This is a genomic window from Neobacillus niacini (assembly GCF_048572935.1).
GTDB classification, from domain to species: domain Bacteria; phylum Bacillota; class Bacilli; order Bacillales; family Cytobacillaceae; genus Neobacillus; species Neobacillus niacini.
This window is the reverse complement of sequence record NZ_CP183883.1, coordinates 3,493,262-3,510,981: the sequence shown is the minus strand read 5'-3', so window position 1 is coordinate 3,510,981 and position 17,720 is coordinate 3,493,262. Positions and strand designations below refer to the sequence as shown.

General features: G+C 38.5%; 15 protein-coding genes and 1 other annotated feature. All 15 genes read right to left on the bottom strand.

Annotated elements, in window-relative coordinates; translation table 11 throughout:
• Positions 1-9 precede the first annotated feature (9 nt).
• Positions 10-1,830, bottom strand: coding sequence for a LysM peptidoglycan-binding domain-containing protein (locus ACN6MT_RS17370; protein WP_419887251.1), 1,821 nt, complete (start codon positions 1,828-1,830; stop codon positions 10-12).
• 172 nt (positions 1,831-2,002) lie between these two features.
• The gene (locus ACN6MT_RS17365; RefSeq protein ID WP_419887250.1) at positions 2,003-3,709 is read right to left on the bottom strand and encodes a 2-isopropylmalate synthase; all 1,707 of its coding nucleotides are present in this window, start codon (positions 3,707-3,709) and stop codon (positions 2,003-2,005) included.
• Positions 3,710-3,764: 55 nt separating this feature from the next.
• Positions 3,765-3,984, bottom strand: a binding site (T-box leader).
• Between the two features lie 137 nt (positions 3,985-4,121).
• Entirely contained in the window at positions 4,122-5,501 is a 1,380-nt protein-coding gene (gene lpdA / locus ACN6MT_RS17360) for a dihydrolipoyl dehydrogenase (protein ID WP_419887249.1), read from the bottom strand.
• A gap of 10 nt (positions 5,502-5,511) precedes the next feature.
• Complete coding sequence (locus tag ACN6MT_RS17355) at positions 5,512-6,753, bottom strand: dihydrolipoamide acetyltransferase family protein (protein WP_419887248.1); 1,242 nt, start codon at positions 6,751-6,753, stop codon at positions 5,512-5,514.
• Between the two features lie 336 nt (positions 6,754-7,089).
• Positions 7,090-8,037 carry an MFS transporter gene (locus ACN6MT_RS17350; RefSeq protein WP_419887247.1) on the bottom strand — a complete coding sequence of 316 codons (948 nt, stop codon included), beginning with the start codon at positions 8,035-8,037 and terminating at the stop codon, positions 7,090-7,092.
• Positions 8,034-8,291, bottom strand: coding sequence for a hypothetical protein (locus ACN6MT_RS17345; protein WP_419887246.1), 258 nt, complete (start codon positions 8,289-8,291; stop codon positions 8,034-8,036). Before ACN6MT_RS17345 ends, ACN6MT_RS17350 begins: the two co-directional genes overlap by 4 nt.
• A 131-nt stretch (positions 8,292-8,422) precedes the next feature.
• On the bottom strand, positions 8,423-9,175 hold the full coding sequence (locus tag ACN6MT_RS17340) for an SDR family NAD(P)-dependent oxidoreductase (RefSeq protein WP_419887245.1): 753 nt from the start codon (positions 9,173-9,175) through the stop codon (positions 8,423-8,425).
• A gap of 82 nt (positions 9,176-9,257) precedes the next feature.
• Complete coding sequence (locus ACN6MT_RS17335; protein ID WP_419887244.1) at positions 9,258-9,830, bottom strand: VOC family protein; 573 nt, start codon at positions 9,828-9,830, stop codon at positions 9,258-9,260.
• Positions 9,831-9,859: 29 nt separating this feature from the next.
• A complete protein-coding gene (locus tag ACN6MT_RS17330) occupies positions 9,860-10,873 on the bottom strand; it encodes a 2,3-butanediol dehydrogenase (RefSeq protein WP_419956468.1) in 1,014 nt (337 codons plus the stop codon).
• Positions 10,874-10,928: 55 nt separating this feature from the next.
• Positions 10,929-11,951: a 2,3-butanediol dehydrogenase gene (locus tag ACN6MT_RS17325; RefSeq protein ID WP_419887243.1), complete on the bottom strand. Its 1,023-nt coding sequence runs from the start codon at positions 11,949-11,951 to the stop codon at positions 10,929-10,931.
• 33 nt (positions 11,952-11,984) lie between these two features.
• Positions 11,985-12,818: a sugar phosphate isomerase/epimerase family protein gene (locus ACN6MT_RS17320; protein ID WP_419887242.1), complete on the bottom strand. Its 834-nt coding sequence runs from the start codon at positions 12,816-12,818 to the stop codon at positions 11,985-11,987.
• Between the two features lie 128 nt (positions 12,819-12,946).
• Positions 12,947-13,702: an SDR family NAD(P)-dependent oxidoreductase gene (locus ACN6MT_RS17315; protein WP_419887241.1), complete on the bottom strand. Its 756-nt coding sequence runs from the start codon at positions 13,700-13,702 to the stop codon at positions 12,947-12,949.
• Between the two features lie 64 nt (positions 13,703-13,766).
• Complete coding sequence (locus ACN6MT_RS17310; RefSeq protein ID WP_419887240.1) at positions 13,767-14,198, bottom strand: VOC family protein; 432 nt, start codon at positions 14,196-14,198, stop codon at positions 13,767-13,769.
• A 366-nt stretch (positions 14,199-14,564) separates the two neighbouring features.
• A complete protein-coding gene (locus ACN6MT_RS17305; RefSeq protein ID WP_419887239.1) occupies positions 14,565-16,544 on the bottom strand; it encodes an FAD-dependent oxidoreductase in 1,980 nt (659 codons plus the stop codon).
• A 58-nt stretch (positions 16,545-16,602) separates the two neighbouring features.
• On the bottom strand, positions 16,603-17,703 hold the full coding sequence (gene dctP, locus ACN6MT_RS17300) for a TRAP transporter substrate-binding protein DctP (protein ID WP_419887238.1): 1,101 nt from the start codon (positions 17,701-17,703) through the stop codon (positions 16,603-16,605).
• Between the last annotated feature and the right edge of the window lie 17 nt (positions 17,704-17,720).

The window sequence follows — 17,720 nt, the reverse complement described above, 5'->3', positions numbered from 1 at the left end:
CATTTTGCGTTATAGAAATGTTAGTGAATTGCTTATCTCAATAATGTGGTTCTGGTCGGCCCACAGGATAAAGTAATTGTATTCTGTTCCTTCTATTGTTACCGGATTCGGATACTGGACAATCAATGCTGCTTGATTTTTCATTTCGGATGGTTGGTCTTGTGATGGGAAAATTAAGCATGCTGGTTGATTTCGGATACGAGTATGTTGGATGCGCGGCTTGGTGCCATAAGGGTTCAGTTGGTGAAAGGCTTCATTTTGACACACCATTTCAATCGATTGGTCAGAGGCTATGGCTGAAATTTGGAAGAAACCATCTTCACCTTCGTATCTTTCATCGTTTACCCGCTGCCAATGTGATGGATATTGGAATCGAATTTTATAGACTGAATTGGAGTACGTTTTTTTGAGAGAAGTTATCGGTAATGGTGACCATTGCAATGCAGTAATTGAGCCCCCTTCTACAAGTTGGATTGGAACGGGATGAGTTAAATCCACCAACCAGATTTCACTGGAACTGCCTTGTTGCTTACATCCAGAAAGATAGGCTATTTTCCTGCTATCTGGCGACCAGGTCACAGGGGTGGCAAAACAATCCGAGATCGCTCTTGTTACTTCATTCATTCCTTGTCTACCCGCTGTCCTTACCAGTGAGAAATATCCAAGGTTTTCAAACGCAGTGGCACTATATGCGAAGCTTAAAGAATCAGTTGACCAGGTTGGGAAGTAATTTTTCGCTAAAGGACCTCCTTTTACTTCAAGAGCGTTTCCAGTTGCAAGGTTTACACTGTAAATGATTGAGATACTAGCACCTGGGGTCGTATATAAAGCAAAAGTCCCATCAGGAGACAGTCGAACATTATTAAGTCGTCCACCTGTATTTCGAGTGATCCGCTCTTTACCCGTTCCATTGGTTTTGATGCGAAAAAGCTGGCTTACTCCCTGGGTATCGAATGCTTGAAAAAGCAATTCCGTTCCGCTCGGAAACCATTGTGCGTCTGTTGCACCAGGAGCATTTAGAATTCGGGCTCGATGAGTAATCACATTATATATGACCAAACCATTCGGTTTTGTATAGACAATCTCTTGGCTATTCGGAGACCAATCAAGAAAGACGCCCAATCCGTCTCCAAACTGGTCAATTTGCGCAATTCTATTATCAACTAAATTAAGAATGTTCAGGATGCCTTCTTTTCCAACAAAGGCTATCTTTGTGCTGTCAGGTGCCCAAAATGGAGTCGAAAAAGATTCCGCAAGTCCATTTGTAATTTGTTGATTCATACCGTTACTAGGATTATAAATCCAGATATCATAGCTGCCACTACGATTGGAGTTATAGGCTATTAACCCTCTGTCACCAGGAGGAGCGTATGGAATAATAAGTTGCATACCTGGTGTAATAATGTTAGACGAAAGGTTATTAACTTTTATGATTAACTCGAAGTTGCTTTCGCCCCCTGTTACAACGTTAAAACGGCTTGCGAGTTGAAATAAGGTATCTCCTGGCTGGACCACATAGTAAGGAACTCCGGGTGGCACTTTCAACAACTGACCAACTTGAATTACATATGGCGGTTGAAGCTGATTTGCTTGGATAATTACCGAAGATGGAACCCCAAAATTTTCAGAAATTTGATAAACGGTATCCCCTGGTTTAACACGAATAACATCTACACCAGGAGGAATGGAAAGCTGCTGCCCCACAAATATCGAGTTTGGCGTGGAAAGATTATTAGCCGCAATAAGCGAATCTACCGGCAGCTCATTGCGTCTCGCAATCTGGTAAAGTGTATCTCCAGGACGGACTGTGTAAAATAACTGCACCAACATACCTCCAATCAACCATTACGTTTTAATGGAGCCACTCATTTCCAGTTCTGCTGACAGAACAACACGGGCAATCCCTTTTGCCTATATGCTATTCACCTGCAGGATTAAAGTTTCATCTTAATGCACTAAAAAAACCAACAGCATTATATTTGCTGTTGGTTCTATTTTTAACTTATCTTCTTTTATTTAGAGAAAGTCCTTTTCCAATTGGAGCATTTTGAGTACTTACCATGTTGTTAACGGCACTAAACAAAGCTTTTACAGAAGACGTCATAATATCAGGATCGATTCCGCAGCCCCAATAGACAGCGCCATCCATAGCAGTAATACCCACATAAGAGACAGCGTTAGATTTAGAGCCAATTTCTAGCGCGTGCTCCTTATAAACTAAATCTTTATACTGGATTTCGAGTTGGGTTTGAAGAACGTTGCTTATGGCGTCAAATCTTCCATTCCCCACTCCAGTAAATTCAAGTGCTTCGTTATCTATACTGATGGATACAATGGTTTCATACTGGTCATTTTGAGTAAATCTGTATTGGTTAAACGTAAGAGGTGCACTAATATTCACATATTCCTTATTGAATATCTCATAAATTTCTTCTGGCATAATCTCCTTGTGCGCACGGTCAGATTCATCCTTCACCTTATACCCGAAGTTTTCACGCATCTCAGCAGGCATTTCTAGTCCATAATGTTGCTCAAGTAAATAACCAATTCCGCCTTTACCAGATTGACTATTAATACGAATAATATCTCCTTCATACTCTCTGCCAATATCCATTGGGTCAATTAATAAATAAGGTACTGTCCAATATTGACGTTCTTCTTCCTCACGCCATTTCATTCCTTTGGCAATGGCATCCTGATGTGAGCCTGAGAATGCAGTAAAGACGAGGTCGCCTCCATATGGGTGTCTTTCATGGACGCTCATTTTTGTTAATTCTTCGTACTTTGACCTAACTTCTCTGATATTTTCAAAATTAAGCTGTGGATCTACCCCATGGGAGTACATGTTTAGGGCAAGCGTGACGATATCTACGTTGCCTGTTCTTTCACCATTACCAAACAGTGTACCTTCTACCCTCTGAGCTCCAGCTAGCATACCCAGCTCTGCATCAGCAACTCCCGTACCTCTGTCATTGTGTGGATGAAGGGAAAGGATTACATTCTCGCGGAAATTAAGGTGATCTCCCATAAATTCAATTTGGCTAGCATAAACGTGAGGCATTGACATTGACACAGTAGCTGGAAGATTTATAATCACCTTATTCTCAGCAGTTGGCTGCCAAATATCAAGGACCCGGTTACATATATCAAGTGCGAATTCCATCTCTGTACCCGTGAAGCTTTCTGGTGAATACTGGAACTGGAAGTTACCTTCCGTCTCCGCTGCATATTTTTTAAGCAATTTTGCACCTGTTACAGCAATATCAATTATTTCTTCATTTGACTTTTTAAATACCTGTTCACGCTGTGCTACGGAGGTAGAATTGTACAGGTGCACCACCGCTTTATTCACACCTTCAAGCGCTTCGAAAGTCTTTTTAATAATCGCTTCTCTAGACTGTGTTAACACTTGAACCGTAACATCCTCCGGAATCAAATCCTGTTCAATCAATGTACGTAAAAACTGAAATTCTGTTTCTGATGCTGCAGGAAAGCCAACTTCGATTTCCTTGAACCCTACTTCCAACAATAATTGAAAGTATTCTAATTTTTCCTCTAGGCTCATCGGTACGACTAACGCTTGATTTCCATCTCGTAAATCCACACTGCACCAAGTAGGAGCCTCTGTTATGTACTCCTTCTCTGTCCATTTCAAACTTTTAACTGAGGGCATAAAATATCCTCTAGAATACTTTTCAATATTTCTCATCGTAAACGACCACCTTTTCAACTATTTTGATAAACATAAAAAAGCCTATCATCTCATAAGAGACGATAGGCTTTGCCATCGTGGTACCACTCTTTTTGGTTCATTTAGAAACAAACGAACCCACTTTACGACTTGATGACGGTGGTCAACCGTTAAGACCTACATATCAGCCTTACCACTCCTGGGCGAGTTGGGGAATTTATTGACTGTCTTTCACCAGCCGACAGCTCTCTTGACAATAAATGTTCCTTAATACTCCCAATCATTGTGTTTAAACTTAATCCGAATTTTCTAATTTTTCTTAGTTTAAACTAGATTCAAGAATTAATCAAGACCTTATCTTTCATTTACACCTAATAATATTTTCATTTTCTGTCCTATTACTCTTCTCTTTATTATTCACATCAATGAATTATGCATGTACTTGTTGACCTAGGGCACTTAGCAAAGCCTCATGAATTGCTTCAGATAAAGTTGGATGAGCTGCTATAAAAGTTTCCATGGAATCCGTAGTCATCTCTGCATGCAACATCAACGTGCCCTGTCCGATTAGTTCTGTTGCATGAGGACCTATAATGGTGATTCCAATAATTTCATTAAATTTGGGTTCGACTAGAACCTTGACTTTCCCAATTTGTTCTCCAATAATTAACGCTTTTCCATTTGCGGAAAAGGAGAATTGTCCCATTCTAATATCACCATATTCTTCTCTTGCTTGCTTTTCATTAAAACCTACACTTGCAATCTCTGGAGAAGTATAAATGCAACGCGGAATGGCTTTATAGTTCACAGATTCATACTTTCCACATGCATGCAACGCTGCAACTTTTCCCTCATGAAAACCAACATGAGCCAATTGCACTCCTCCAATAACATCACCGCATGCGTAGATACCAGGAATATTGGTTTGCATATATTCATTTACGTTGATGCCCTGTTTTTCATTGAAATCGACTCCAATTCTCTCAAGATTAAGACCTGAGACCCTTGGTTTTCGTCCGACAGAAACTAGAACTTTCGATGGCTCAATTTCGATTAGACCTTTTTTTGTTTCAATGATCGCTTTATTTGAACTCTTATCCAATTGAGCCAATTTCGAAGCACAATAAATGGAAACTCCTGACTTTTTCAAGGTTCTTTCTAAAAAAGCAACTATGTCTGGATCTTCACCTGGAAGGAGTTGATTTTCCATTTCTACAATGGTTACTTTTGTTCCTAAGCGAGCATAAATACTAGCAAATTCACAGCCAATTACTCCTCCTCCTACAATTAGCAGGGAGGAAGGGATATCAGAAAGAGTCAGCGCTTGCCGGCTGTCAATCACCCATTCATCAAACGTTGCAAAAGGCAGACTAACTGGTTCAGACCCTGTAGCAATGATGACTTTATCTGCGTGAATTTTTTGTTCTCCATCTTTATTTCGTACCGTAATGACGCGGCTATCTAGAAATGCGGCCTCACCATTTATTACCTCAATCTTATTTTTCTTCATTAGGTATTTAATACCTTGTACTAGCTTTTCTGTAACTCCATTTTTATAGTGTTGAACAGCAGACCAATTTATTTCGGCCGCATCATCTTTTATCGTAATACCAAACAAATGAGCATTCTTGACGTGTTCGAATCTTGTTGCACTTTCCAGTAGTGCTTTGGTTGGCATACACCCCTCGTTTAAACAAGTACCTCCAAGTTCATTCCGTTCAATTATTATTACTTTACTGCCTTGTTGTGCTGCTGTAATGGCAGCTACATACCCCGCAGGTCCCCCACCAATCACTACAACTGTATTCATCTCTTTCCTCCTACAAATATAAATGAATAGGCTCTTCTAGATAATTCTTAAGGGTTTGGAGGAATTGGGCTGCCGGAGCCCCATCCAATACTTGGTGATTAAATGTAAGACTTAGAGGTAATAGAATTCTTTTTTGGACTTGATCACCGACAAAAACAGGGGTTTCTTGTGCAGCTCCTACACCCAAAATTCCAGTCTCAGGCGTATTGAGAATAGGTGTAAAATATTCGATTCCATAGCTTCCAAGATTACTAATGGTAAATGTAGATCCCCTCATCTGATTAGACTTTAATTGTTTTGTTTTTGCCAATTGTGAAAGTTCTTTTATAGATTGAGAGAGTTCTACTAACGACTTCGAGTCTGCATGACTAACTACAGGAACAACCAATCCATTTTCTACTTCCGCAGCAATACCTAAATGAATATGGTTGTAAATATGGATTTCTTCTTCAATGAAAGCACTATTCATTTGTTTATGTTCCTGCAAAGAAAGTACAACAGCTCGAGCGATAAAGTCAGTCAATGTATATTTGGTATTATGCTGCTTTTCTACCAGTAAAGCTGTTTTCTTTTTCAATGACAGCAGTTCTGTAATATCTGCCTTCATATGATGAGTTAATTGTGCACTTTGTTGAAGGCTCTCCTGCATCCGTTTTGCGATCACCTTTCGCATTCCGATAACTGGACGTTTTTCTGAATTTTCTACAGAAACCGCTTCCTTTATGGCGGATTCCAAAACAGGTGTCTCTCTCTTTTCCTCTCTATTGCCCGCTTCCTGTATCGCTTTTTCTATATCTTCCTTGGAAATCCTTCCGTTCGGTCCTGTTCCAACGATTGATTGAATATCTAAACCAGCTTCAGTAGCCATTTTCCTTGCCACTGGGCTTATCTTAACTTTTTCCGAAGGCGAAGAAGTAATAGTTCTTGATGAAGGATTGCTATCCCTAGCAGCTTCTATATGGTTACCATTGTTTGCTGCTTCTGATGAGGTTTCTTTAACCTGCACTGTTTCCGCAGGTTGACCTATGTACGCGAGAACTGTATGGCATGCAACAGACTCCCCTTCCTTTGCGGTAACATCAAGCAATACTCCGTCTTCAGGTGCATCCAATTCGCAAACTTCCTTATCTGAACTTACTTCGACAATCGCATCCCCTTTTTTTACAGGATCACCAACCTTTTTCATCCAATGTAAAACAGTTCCCTCAGACATTGTTAGACTTAATTTTGGCATTTCTATTTTAACTGCCATATTCACTCGCTCCCTTCTAACTCTATAATGGAATAAGGTGTTACAAATTTTGTAATCTTGTTATCTTTCATTTATTAGTAAACTTTCTTGTAACGATTCCCTTTTTCCTTCAATAGGTTTACATATTTTATAATTATTAACTTTCACTTATTTATTATCGGTTATCGGTTTAAATAACCTAAATGCGGTATCATATAAATATATTAACATATAGCCTTAACGCACGTAAACTATTTTTAAAATATTTAGAATTTTTATTTTATAACATTTATACCACATGTAGTGGACCTCAAGAGGGTGTAGTTCTCATCATCTTTCATTCGGCAAGGCTAATTGCTATACTTGCGATGATATTTGTTTATTATGTGCACTCTTATTCCCATGTATCACATAATATATAAACGCACTTGCAAAAACTATAATCGCTAAAGTTAAATACATTTTTCGATAACCGATTTGAGGAACGAGGTATCCTAGAAGAAACGGTCCCATGCCTACCCCAATATCATGACAGATAAAGAAGGTTGAAATCGCAAGCCCTACTCGATAACCACGTACCCTTTTTATTGCGACCGCTTGTAAAGAGGATTGTAAATTCCCAAACCCGAGCCCAATTAAAACTCCTCCAAATAGTAAAATAAAACCAGACTCGGCTTGACTCAAAACAAATAAACCAGCTGAAAAGAGAACAATAGCTGGGTACATGACAACATTATCTCCCTTTTTATCAAGTATTCCGCCAGTGATGGGGCGAGAAATTAGAACAATAACAGAATAAATAATAAAAAATAAACTTGCAGCAGTCATTAAATTGATTTCCATGGAATAGGTAGTTAAAAATGAGAGAATACCAGAGTAAGATAAAGCTAAAATCCCCATTAAGACGGCAATTGGAAGAGCTTTTACCTCAACGAAATCCTTAAAATGAAATCCTTTCATTTCTTCGATCTGTTCATGGGTAATATACCCTTTTGGAATTGTTGTAAAAATGGATAATAGAACACTTATGCCAGTCATGATGGTACCAACGATAAAAATTGTCTGCATGTCTGCTATTTGACTAATGTATACACCAAGAAAAGGACCGATAGCGGTTCCAAGGATAAAATTTAAGGTATAAAAACTAATGCCTTCACCACGACGTTCATCTGGGATAAGATCCATAACAGTTGTTTGCATGACTGCAAATGCAATCCCCATAACAACACCATGAATAAAGCGGAAAATAATTAAGACATTTATGTTATCGATTGGAAAATAAAGCAAGGTGGCTAAGAAGGTCATAAATACACCAAAATAAAAAAGTTTTTTACGACCGATACTTCAAGATATTTTCCAACAAATAGACGGGAAAGAAGTATACCAAGAACATAAATGCTTGACGCCAGGCCAGCTTTACTTTCAGTTGCATTGAACTTTTCAATCACATATGGTGTAATGGTTGTCAATAGTAAAAAATACATAACACTAATAAAAAAAGATGTCAGCGTAATTAAAATAAAATCTTTTGTCCACAATGGTGGTTTAGATTTATCCATAACAAACTCTCCATTCTCTTTTTTTTAACAATAAAATCTCATTGGATTCGGAATCAAAAGGTATAAACATTTTTTACTTTCGAATAAAAAACACCCCCGCTAATACCGAGGATGCTAAATAAAAAGTGTCCTTATCTTGCAAGATACCCACCATCCACCGGAATGATGGTTCCCGTAATATAATTTGAAGCTTCAGAAGCTAAGAAGACTGTAATTCCTTCAAAATCCTCAGGTGTTCCCCATCTGCCTGCAGGAATTCTTGAGGTTAGTTCAGAATATCGAACTTGGTCATTGGCTAACGACTTCGTCATCTCTGTCTCTATACATCCAGGAGCAATAGCATTCACTTGGATACCATATTTTGCCCATTCATTTGACAATGATTTGGTAATTTGCGTAATGGCACCTTTGCTTGCAGAGTATGCTGTTCCATTTATGTGACCGGTAAAACTTGTAATAGAACCAATGTTAATAATTTTCCCTCTTTTTTGCTCCACCATGATCCGCCCTGCTAATTTACTTAGCTCAAAGACAGCTGATACATTAATTTCTAAAGTTTTATCCCAGGAGTCCATAGAAAATTCAGTACTAGGACCTTTTATATTGACTCCTGCTGCATTAACTAATATATCCAGTTCCCCGCCTAATAACTGAACAGCATCCTGAAATAATAAATTTCGATTTTCGCTATTCGATAAATCTCCTTTTAGGGCGTATACATTTGCTAAGCTTGATTTAAATTGATTCTTCGTAATTTCAACGTCTTCAAGAATATCAATCAAAACAACATCTGCGCCTGCTTTATGTAATGCATAAGCCATACCCCTTCCAAGGCCGCGAGCGGCTCCCGTTACTATTGCCTTCTTGCCTTCAAGACTAAACATTCGTTTTCCCCTTTCCTGCTTAACCAAAAGAAATTTCTAATTTTTATATAAATAAATGTAAGAGGAACTAAATAAGAGACGATTACTCTATTTCAGGAAGTTCCTCTTCTGTGCGATAGGGCCTTGTTCCATCCCATCCCTCTGCTGCTTTAGCAACCCTTGCATATAAGTTTTTTATAGCCACGTTGCTCTCATATATTTCGGTCATGGTGCCTGTGACTTTTCTAGTATCAAACATCGTAGCTCGCATCCCATTTTGAGAAGTATACTTCCATATGGAGGGAAATCCCAGGCTCTCCATTCGCTTGATTTCTTTGTCAAAGTCACCAGCCGTATAACTAATATGTTGAAGCTGACCAAACCCTTCCTTAATTACACTCATTTCCTTTAATCCGGCTGGGCTGTCACAGTGTTGCAGCCAAAGCTCAATTTGGATAGGCCCCCATTGACCTAATGCATTCGAATGATCGAGACTAGCATTCTCAGCTTTGTATATCAATTCACCTACCGGTCGGTGAAGTCTCTCAAAAAATGGTCCAGCTCCAAAGACGGCTGCCCACTGATTTGCTGCTTCTTCCAGGTTGGTAACTGTATAACACAACTGTTGAATTGAACCGTTATTAAATGGATTTGGAAAGGGGCGCACAAATTTCATACATCAAAACCTCCATTCCCATTACTTTGTCATTTCGTTTCTGGGGATACTAAAATCTTGCATTCTTCTTTATTAGCAATTAATTTATTAAAACCTAATTCTACGATATCTTCTAATTTGATTTTGCCGGTAATAATGGGGTTCACTTTAAGAGTACCATTTCCTAATAAGGTCATAACTTCAGGAAAAAGGTTTTTGTAGGCTCGGGAAGTATGAATTTTTTTCACACCTTTTTGTTGTAAAAGAGGGCTATAAGATACTGGTTTCTTGAAAACGCTAACAATCATTAATTCACCATGTGGTCTAAGGCATTCAAGCGCAGTACGGAAGGCCGGATCTGCTCCGGAGGCTTCAAATGCAACATTAGCGCCTTTTGCCGTTAATTCTTTGATTTTTTGGACAGCATTTTCTTTTGTAGGATCGACGACAAAATCAGCCCCCATTTCCAATGCTAATTGTTGTCTTTTCTCCTCTATTTCTACTACAATAATTTGACTCGCACCTGAGGCTTTTGCACACTGTGTAATTAGCATACCAATTGGTCCTGCACCAAAGACAACCACTTTGTCACCAATTTTCATCGTACTAGATTTAACCGCTTGCATCGCGACTGCAGTAGGCTCGACAAGCGCAGCTAATTCATAACTCAAAAAATCAGGAAGCAGAAATAGATTCTTTTCTTTTACAACCACATATTCTGCAAAACCTCCTGGTTGGTGTAAACCATAAGCTTTAAGGTTCTCACATGTATTGTAGTAACCATCCTCACAACTCACACATTCGCCGCACCCCGAAATGGGCTCTACACAAACTCTATCTCCTACTTGATAATGGAAAACTCCTTCGCCAATTTCAACGATTTCACCAGCAAATTCATGGCCCAAAATCATAGGCGTTTGCGTAACATACATTTGATCGTGATATTCATGGACATCTGTTCCACAAATACCGGCATATTTAATTTTGACCTTAACTGTACCAGGTTTAACAATTGGTTCTGGAATTTCTTCCACCTTAGCGTTTTGTGAACCATAATAAAGCATTGCTCTCAAACGATCTCCTCCTTTAATGTATCTATACCAGAGTAGTATAATAAGGTTATTTTTCTGGTGAAACGATTATTTTGCATTCTCCTTCGCCAGAAACTAGCTTTTTAAAGCCCAACTCATCAATATGCTCTAAGCTAATTTGACTCGTAATAATCGGATCTACGACAATAGAACCTTTGACTAATAAATCAATTACTTTAGGAAACATGTTATAGTTGCCTCGAGTTGTATTAATTTTTTTAACCCCTTTTTGTTGTAAAAATGGCATATAGGATACTGATTCCGCAAAAACGGCAGCTACCATTAGTTCTCCTTTGGGTTTAATACTGTCCAGAGCAGCAACAAAGGTCTCTTGAAAACCAGCTGCATCATAAGCGACATCCACACCATCACGCGTTATTTCGTAAATTTTTTTTACAGGATCTTCTTTATTTGGATCAATTATAAAATCAGCGCCCATTTCTAATGCAAGATGCCGCCGTTTTTCTTGTTTTTCCACCACGATTATTTGGCTGGCACCTGCTGCTTTTGCGCATTGTGCAATAAGTGAACCAAGTGGTCCAGCTCCAAATATAGCTACTTTGTCACCAATTTTAAGAGGGCTTGATTTTACCGCTTGCATGGCTACAGATGTTGGCTCAATGACTGCAGCTATTTCATAGCTCAATTGATCAGGTAGTAAGAATAATTTATCTTCCCTTACAACTACATATTCTGCAAAACCCCCAGGATGTTGGAGACCATATGCTTCGAGGCGTTGGCACGCATAATATTCACCTTCTTTACAATAGATGCATTCGCCGCATCCCCAAAAGTTCTCCACAACCACTCTATCTCCAACCTTATACTGGGTAACACCTTCACCGAGTTCTATGATTTCGCCGGTAAATTCATGACCTAAAATATTGGGAATTCTAGCATTAATCTTTTTTTCTCCACGATAAACATGCAAATCGGTCCCACAGATACCTGCATATTTGACCTTGAGTTTAACTGTACCTGGTTTAACTTCAGGTTCTGGCACATTTTCAAATTTTACAGTCTTCGCACCATAATAAACCATTGCTTTCATATCATTCACTCCAATTCTTTATGGCTCCTGTATTTAATAAGTATCAATTTTTTGATTAAGGTGTTCTTTTGCAGTTTGTAAACAGTTCCGTGCATACTGTTCAACTCCAAGTTCCTGAACCCTTTTTACATGCGGAATTTCAATGGCATATGGGATATTCGGTAATTTCTTTAAAATAGCTGCAACATCAATTCCGCCTTCGCCTACATATAAACGCTCTTTTGTCGCAGTATAGATTAGCTCTTCTTCTTTAACGGGGATATACTTAGGAGCATCACAAATTTGGGCATAATGAAACCATTCTTGCGGAACCTGTTCCAACTCCTCAATACTAACCTTTGAACGATGAAAATGAAGGGGATCGATTAGTATGCCTCCATTATCGCAACCCGCAGCACTGACAATATCAAATGCATCCTTTAGTGTAGCGACATTAAACCACGGAACAAATTCTAGATCAACCGTTAATCCATATGGTTTTGCTAACTCACAAAGCTCCGTAAAGCATTCAATTGCTTGATTACGATCACTCGTTCTTACAATGGTAAGAACATGCTTCCCACCCAATTCTGCAGCAGCTTCAAAGTCAGGAAGATATACTTTTGGTTCGCAACCATCGTAAATGACGACCACTTCAAAATCGAGAACTTTTAGACCTGTTTCATCAAGTGCAGTTTTGGTTTTACGGAACATCTCCTTGTCTCTGGACAAAGATAATTCAAGACCAGAAACAGAAAATTTAGGATTATTTGGAGTAATCGATCTAAAACCCACGAAATCATATCCAGCCCGCTCAGCTATATAAACCATTTCAGGAGGAGAACAGTTAAGAGCGGTTAAGTATGACAGAGAAAATTGTCTTTTCATTTTTCCTCACCCCTCATCTCTTAAAATATAAATTTCTATTTGTTTGGTTTCGCTATCCCATAATAATATAAATTGTATTATCTGAAATAAGCGAGCCTATCGTATTTTTGATTTACTGTGAGTTGTTTTTATTGAGCCATTATACCGCCATCAATCACATGAGCGATTCCTGTTACATAGGATGATTCATCACTTGCTAAATATAAAACTCCATAAGCTATATCCTCAGGTGTTCCTATCCTTTTAAGAGGATAGTTATTTTTTCTTTTTTCCATAGCCGCCTCATCAGCATAAACAGCCGTGAACATGTTCGTTTTAACTGAACCCGGATGAACAGAGTTTACTCTGATATTATATCCTCCTAATTCGGTTGCAGCCGTTTTTGTCAGTGATTCGATTGCCCCTTTAGATGCCGTATAGGCATTAAATTGGCGAACAGAAACTAGACTCGCTAGTGAAGAAATATTAACAATGGAGCCAACTCCCGCTTTTTTCATATAAGGAACAACCGTTCTCATACCTACAAATTGTCCCCAGGCGTTTATGTCCATTACCTTTGACCAATTTTTATGTGATACTTCCTCATAGGTATCCATACTTAAAACACCAGCATTATTAACCAACACAGTTATAGGGCCGAATTTATCTACACCTTTTTCCGCAACTTTTTTCCAATCTTCCTCCGAAGAGACATCATGCATCATCGCTATGGCCACTTCACCAAATTCTCTATTAATCTTGTTTACTACTTCTTTCACGTTTTCATAAGCAATATCTGTCGCAATGACTTTTGCCCCCTCTCTTGCAAATAGATAGGCTTCAACAGAACCCTGGCCATTCCCTGCCCCTGTAATCAATGCAACCTTCCCTGCTAATCTACCCATGTTTATTTCCTCCTTATCAACTATTTTTATTAATGTAAAAAGCTATATGGATAGATTCCTAAAATTACTTATAAATTTCACCAATAAACCCTAACTCTTTTCTTAAATCTAGGTAGGTGAATGTACCCCTCTGGCTTTCACCACTATGAATCACCGGAACTCCCCTCTTCTCCATTTCTTGACATACTTCATCATGATTATTTGTATCAAGAGCAATGTGGTGCAGTCCAGGACCATTCTCCCGTAAAAACTTGGCATAGACGCTTGTTTCATCTTGTGGTTCTATTAATTCGAACTGAACATTTTCTAGATTAGCAAATCCTACTTTAATAGAAAATTGTTTCTCTTCTTGGTGTACCTTAGTATTTTCTTTATTATAAAACTTTACTTCCCATGGACCGATACCGTAATCCTCTTCATATTTTTTAACAAATGCTTCAACATCATCTACCACAATTCCAACCTGTAGTACCTTTGTAAAGATTTTTTTGCTCATGGACATACTCCTTTCAATTAACCAGAAATTTTAGCTTTATCAAATCTGTTTAATTACTGTTCTTTTTAGAAGATTAAAAACTGGGCCTTTATTTATACATAACACTATATCAACCAGTGTTTCCTTGACAAAATATTATATATACAAAAAACACCTCTTCCTTTGGTATAGTGGGATAGTCAAAAAATCACTTCCAAACAGAAGGGGTGTCTCCTATACGATAGAGCATAAAGACCTGATACTATGTTTCTCGCTATCTCCTTAAACTTATTTTTAATTAATATAGAAAAGTTATCAGGAAATAGCGAGTATCCATCTAAATCATTCTAATCAACTACATCCTTTTTCAGCTAACAACATTGTATTTTAATTTATAGTTAAACCAGCAATAAATCCGTCATGCACTGCATTGCCAGTAAGGCCTTTCTTAACAGAATCCCCCACATTCACAGCATTGCTGTAGCGGGCACAAATTTGATTAGCTAGCTCACTCTCGCCTTTTCTTCCGAATGCTGCTACAACTGTATCCGCTTCGATTTCAATCTCTTCACCAGAACCTAGTAGTACTTTTACCCCAGCCTCCGTAAACTCTGTAATTTCGTGATGCGTTAATACTTTTACATCCACTTCTTCTAGTTTGAAAATTAATGGGTTACGGTTTTCTATAATGAGGTCATGGGCAATCCTATCACCCTTTTCCACAATCGTTACTTCTTTTCCTTTTCTACCCATTTCTAAAGCGAACTCAGATCCAAGTCTTCCTCCGCCAGCAATTACAATCTTCTCTCCGTGAACCAATTCAGGGTGAATATGTGCCTGCGTCACTTCAATCACATTCGCCCTATTAATTCCTTTAATATCAGGAATCACTGGTTTTGCACCTAAAGCAACAATGATATGGTCTGCAGCAGCTAGCTCAGGAGAGTTTTCATTGATTTCCTTATTAAAGACTACATTCACACCTAATTTTTTCAATTGAATTTGTTGATGAGTCGTAAATTTCTTTAATCGATGTTTGAATGAAACTCCAGAAGCAATGTTAATTTGACCACCGAGGGTACTGCTTCTCTCGTAAATCGTCACGTTATGGCCACGTAAAGCCGCCACTCTTGCGGCCTCCATACCAGCAGGTCCTCCACCGATAACGACCACATTTTTTGGTGTACCTACAGAGTTTTCAAGATTATTGACGTCCACTTTAATATTTGGGTAATGTAATTTAAAGTTCGTTACCGGATTAATCGAACAGGTAATTCCTTTTCCAAGCTGAACATATCCATCACAGTATTCATTACAGAATAAGCATGGTTTAATATCCTCTTCTTGATTGTTCAGAAGCTTATTTGGTAAATCGGGATCTGCAATTAATGGACGGCCAAACTGCGCAAAGTCAATTTTCCCTTCTTGCAATAGTTTCTCAGCCGTCTCAGGTGTGTGGGTTCCGGCATTAATGACAGGGATATTAACCACTTTTTTAATTTCTGCAGCAGCATGAGCCATACTAGACATTCCATGAACCGGTGTAGGAACAATCCATTGTTTCCGTTCATATGCACCCAAGTCAATATCTAATGCGTCAAATCCAATTTCTTCAAGATATTTTGCAATTTCGAGGGTTTCCTCCATTTCCCTTCCGCCTGGAAAGTCATGGTAAGCAGCTATACGAATGGTTATAGGAAAATCAGGACCTACTACATTTCGAATCGCTTGATACGCTTCTTTCACAAAACGCATTCTATTTTCAAAGCTGCCACCATATTCATCTGTCCGTTTATTCCATAAAGGTGTCATGAATTGATCTAGCAAATATCCACCATGTGCATGAATTTGCAATAAATCCACTTTGGCTTTCAATGCACGTTTTGCTGCCCGCTCGAAGCAGCTAACCAAATAATGAATTTCCTCTATTGTTAAAGCACGACAAATATGATTAGGGTCACGGTGTGAAGGAATAGCTGATGCAGAAACCATCTGACCTTCATCACCAAATAGAAACCCATTTTTGCCTAAACCAATGCTTAGTTGCACCCCCATTTTGGCACCATGAGCATGGATTCTTTCCGCCAGCGTAGCCCATCCTTCCCCTTGTGCATCTGTGTCGGCAATCGTTTTCCCCTTAATCCATGGATCAGTTTTGTTGGTAATATACTGTGCTTCTACATGTACCAAACCTACCCCGCCTCTTGCACGCGCCTCATAGTATTCAAGTTGTATATCATTAAGTGAAGCGTCGGGATTATCCAAAAAACTGCCCATAGGAGACATCGTCATTCTATTTCTTAATTTTAATCCATTAATAGAAGCTTCCTCGAAAAGTTTCGGATATTTTGTTGTGGTCATTTGCATTTTTAAACATCTCCTTATTTTCAAATTATTATTCGTTTTTTAACTTTACGGTTATAGATTACTCTTTCACTTTTTCTACTTCTTCTTTAAATTGTTCTAAAACGGTTTTAAACTCTTTGCTATCTTCTTTTTCTAAGAAAGACTTTTCAAAATCTTTAAAGAATTTTTGCCACTTTTTACGTTCCTCATCGGTCACCTCCTGTAATGCTACGTCCTTATTCTTAATCCATCTTTGTTCTCTGTCCTTTACATCCTTGTCATATGTTGCTGAACCATTAGATGCTACAAAGTCCCCTGCTTCCTTTAAAACTTTTTGAATGTCCACCGGCAAAGATTTCCATAATTTTTCGCCTATCATTAAGCCAGTTGTTCCTGCAGAAAAACCGAGATTCATACTTCCCCATTCACTTAATTCTCTTATACCATAGGCCGTATCAGAAGCAGCATATTGGTGCAGTACATCAACAGCTCCCTTATCGTACGCTTCATAAATATCTGCTGCTGGTATACCCACTGGAGTTCCTCCTGCCATTTTAATAATTTCAGAGAGGGTACCCGCACTTGTTCTTACTCTTAACCCCTTTAAATCTGATGGAACCTTTACTTCTACTCCTTTTGAATAAAAATTAAAGGTTGGTGTAGTAGTCGCTACCAAAGGTCTTACCCCATGCTTTAAAAACTCATCCATCATTGGACTTTTTTGACTCACTGCATGAAAGGCCATTGATCCTTCATAGGCATTTGAATATAAACCAGGTATTGCCGTTACTTTATTTGCCAAGGATAATTCACTTGGAAATACACTGGCAGAAAACATCCCAATATCTGCTACTCCGTCTGCTGTCATTTGTATATAATCTCCCATTTGGCCTAACTGTTGGGAAGGATACCATTCAAATTGAACTCTTCCATCCGATAATTCTGTTGCCTTATCCATAAATGCCTTATAAATAAATTGTGAATCTGGATCTTCTGGCGCTGATGGAGAGGCAACTTTAAATGTATACGTTCCTTCTTTTTCATCCTTCGTGTTTTCATTGCCCTCACTATTATTTGTTTGACTTCCGGCTTTTTCTTGAGTTGAATTGCTACAACCTGTGAAGATTAAAAGTAAAGAAAAGAAACAACTCAATAGAAACGATACTTTTTTAACTCCCATTTTTAAAACGCCTCCTG

Bases quoted from the DNA above. Each gene is read 5' to 3' on its own strand.
- ACN6MT_RS17315 (WP_419887241.1), bottom strand. From the start codon at position 13,702: ATGGGTAGATTAGCAGGGAAGGTTGCATTGATTACAGGGGCAGGGAAT.
- ACN6MT_RS17350 (WP_419887247.1), bottom strand. From the start codon at position 8,037: ATGACCTTCTTAGCCACCTTGCTTTATTTTCCAATCGATAACATAAAT.
- ACN6MT_RS17320 (WP_419887242.1), bottom strand. From the start codon at position 12,818: ATGAAAAGACAATTTTCTCTGTCATACTTAACCGCTCTTAACTGTTCT.
- ACN6MT_RS17345 (WP_419887246.1), bottom strand. From the start codon at position 8,291: ATGGATAAATCTAAACCACCATTGTGGACAAAAGATTTTATTTTAATT.
- ACN6MT_RS17355 (WP_419887248.1), bottom strand. From the start codon at position 6,753: ATGGCAGTTAAAATAGAAATGCCAAAATTAAGTCTAACAATGTCTGAG.
- ACN6MT_RS17365 (WP_419887250.1), bottom strand. From the start codon at position 3,709: ATGAGAAATATTGAAAAGTATTCTAGAGGATATTTTATGCCCTCAGTT.
- ACN6MT_RS17325 (WP_419887243.1), bottom strand. From the start codon at position 11,951: ATGAAAGCAATGGTTTATTATGGTGCGAAGACTGTAAAATTTGAAAAT.
- ACN6MT_RS17305 (WP_419887239.1), bottom strand. From the start codon at position 16,544: ATGCAAATGACCACAACAAAATATCCGAAACTTTTCGAGGAAGCTTCT.
- ACN6MT_RS17330 (WP_419956468.1), bottom strand. From the start codon at position 10,873: ATGCTTTATTATGGTTCACAAAACGCTAAGGTGGAAGAAATTCCAGAA.
- ACN6MT_RS17310 (WP_419887240.1), bottom strand. From the start codon at position 14,198: ATGAGCAAAAAAATCTTTACAAAGGTACTACAGGTTGGAATTGTGGTA.
- dctP (WP_419887238.1), bottom strand. From the start codon at position 17,703: ATGGGAGTTAAAAAAGTATCGTTTCTATTGAGTTGTTTCTTTTCTTTA.
- lpdA (WP_419887249.1), bottom strand. From the start codon at position 5,501: ATGAATACAGTTGTAGTGATTGGTGGGGGACCTGCGGGGTATGTAGCT.
- ACN6MT_RS17340 (WP_419887245.1), bottom strand. From the start codon at position 9,175: ATGTTTAGTCTTGAAGGCAAGAAGGCAATAGTAACGGGAGCCGCTCGC.
- ACN6MT_RS17335 (WP_419887244.1), bottom strand. From the start codon at position 9,830: ATGAAATTTGTGCGCCCCTTTCCAAATCCATTTAATAACGGTTCAATT.
- ACN6MT_RS17370 (WP_419887251.1), bottom strand. From the start codon at position 1,830: ATGTTGGTGCAGTTATTTTACACAGTCCGTCCTGGAGATACACTTTAC.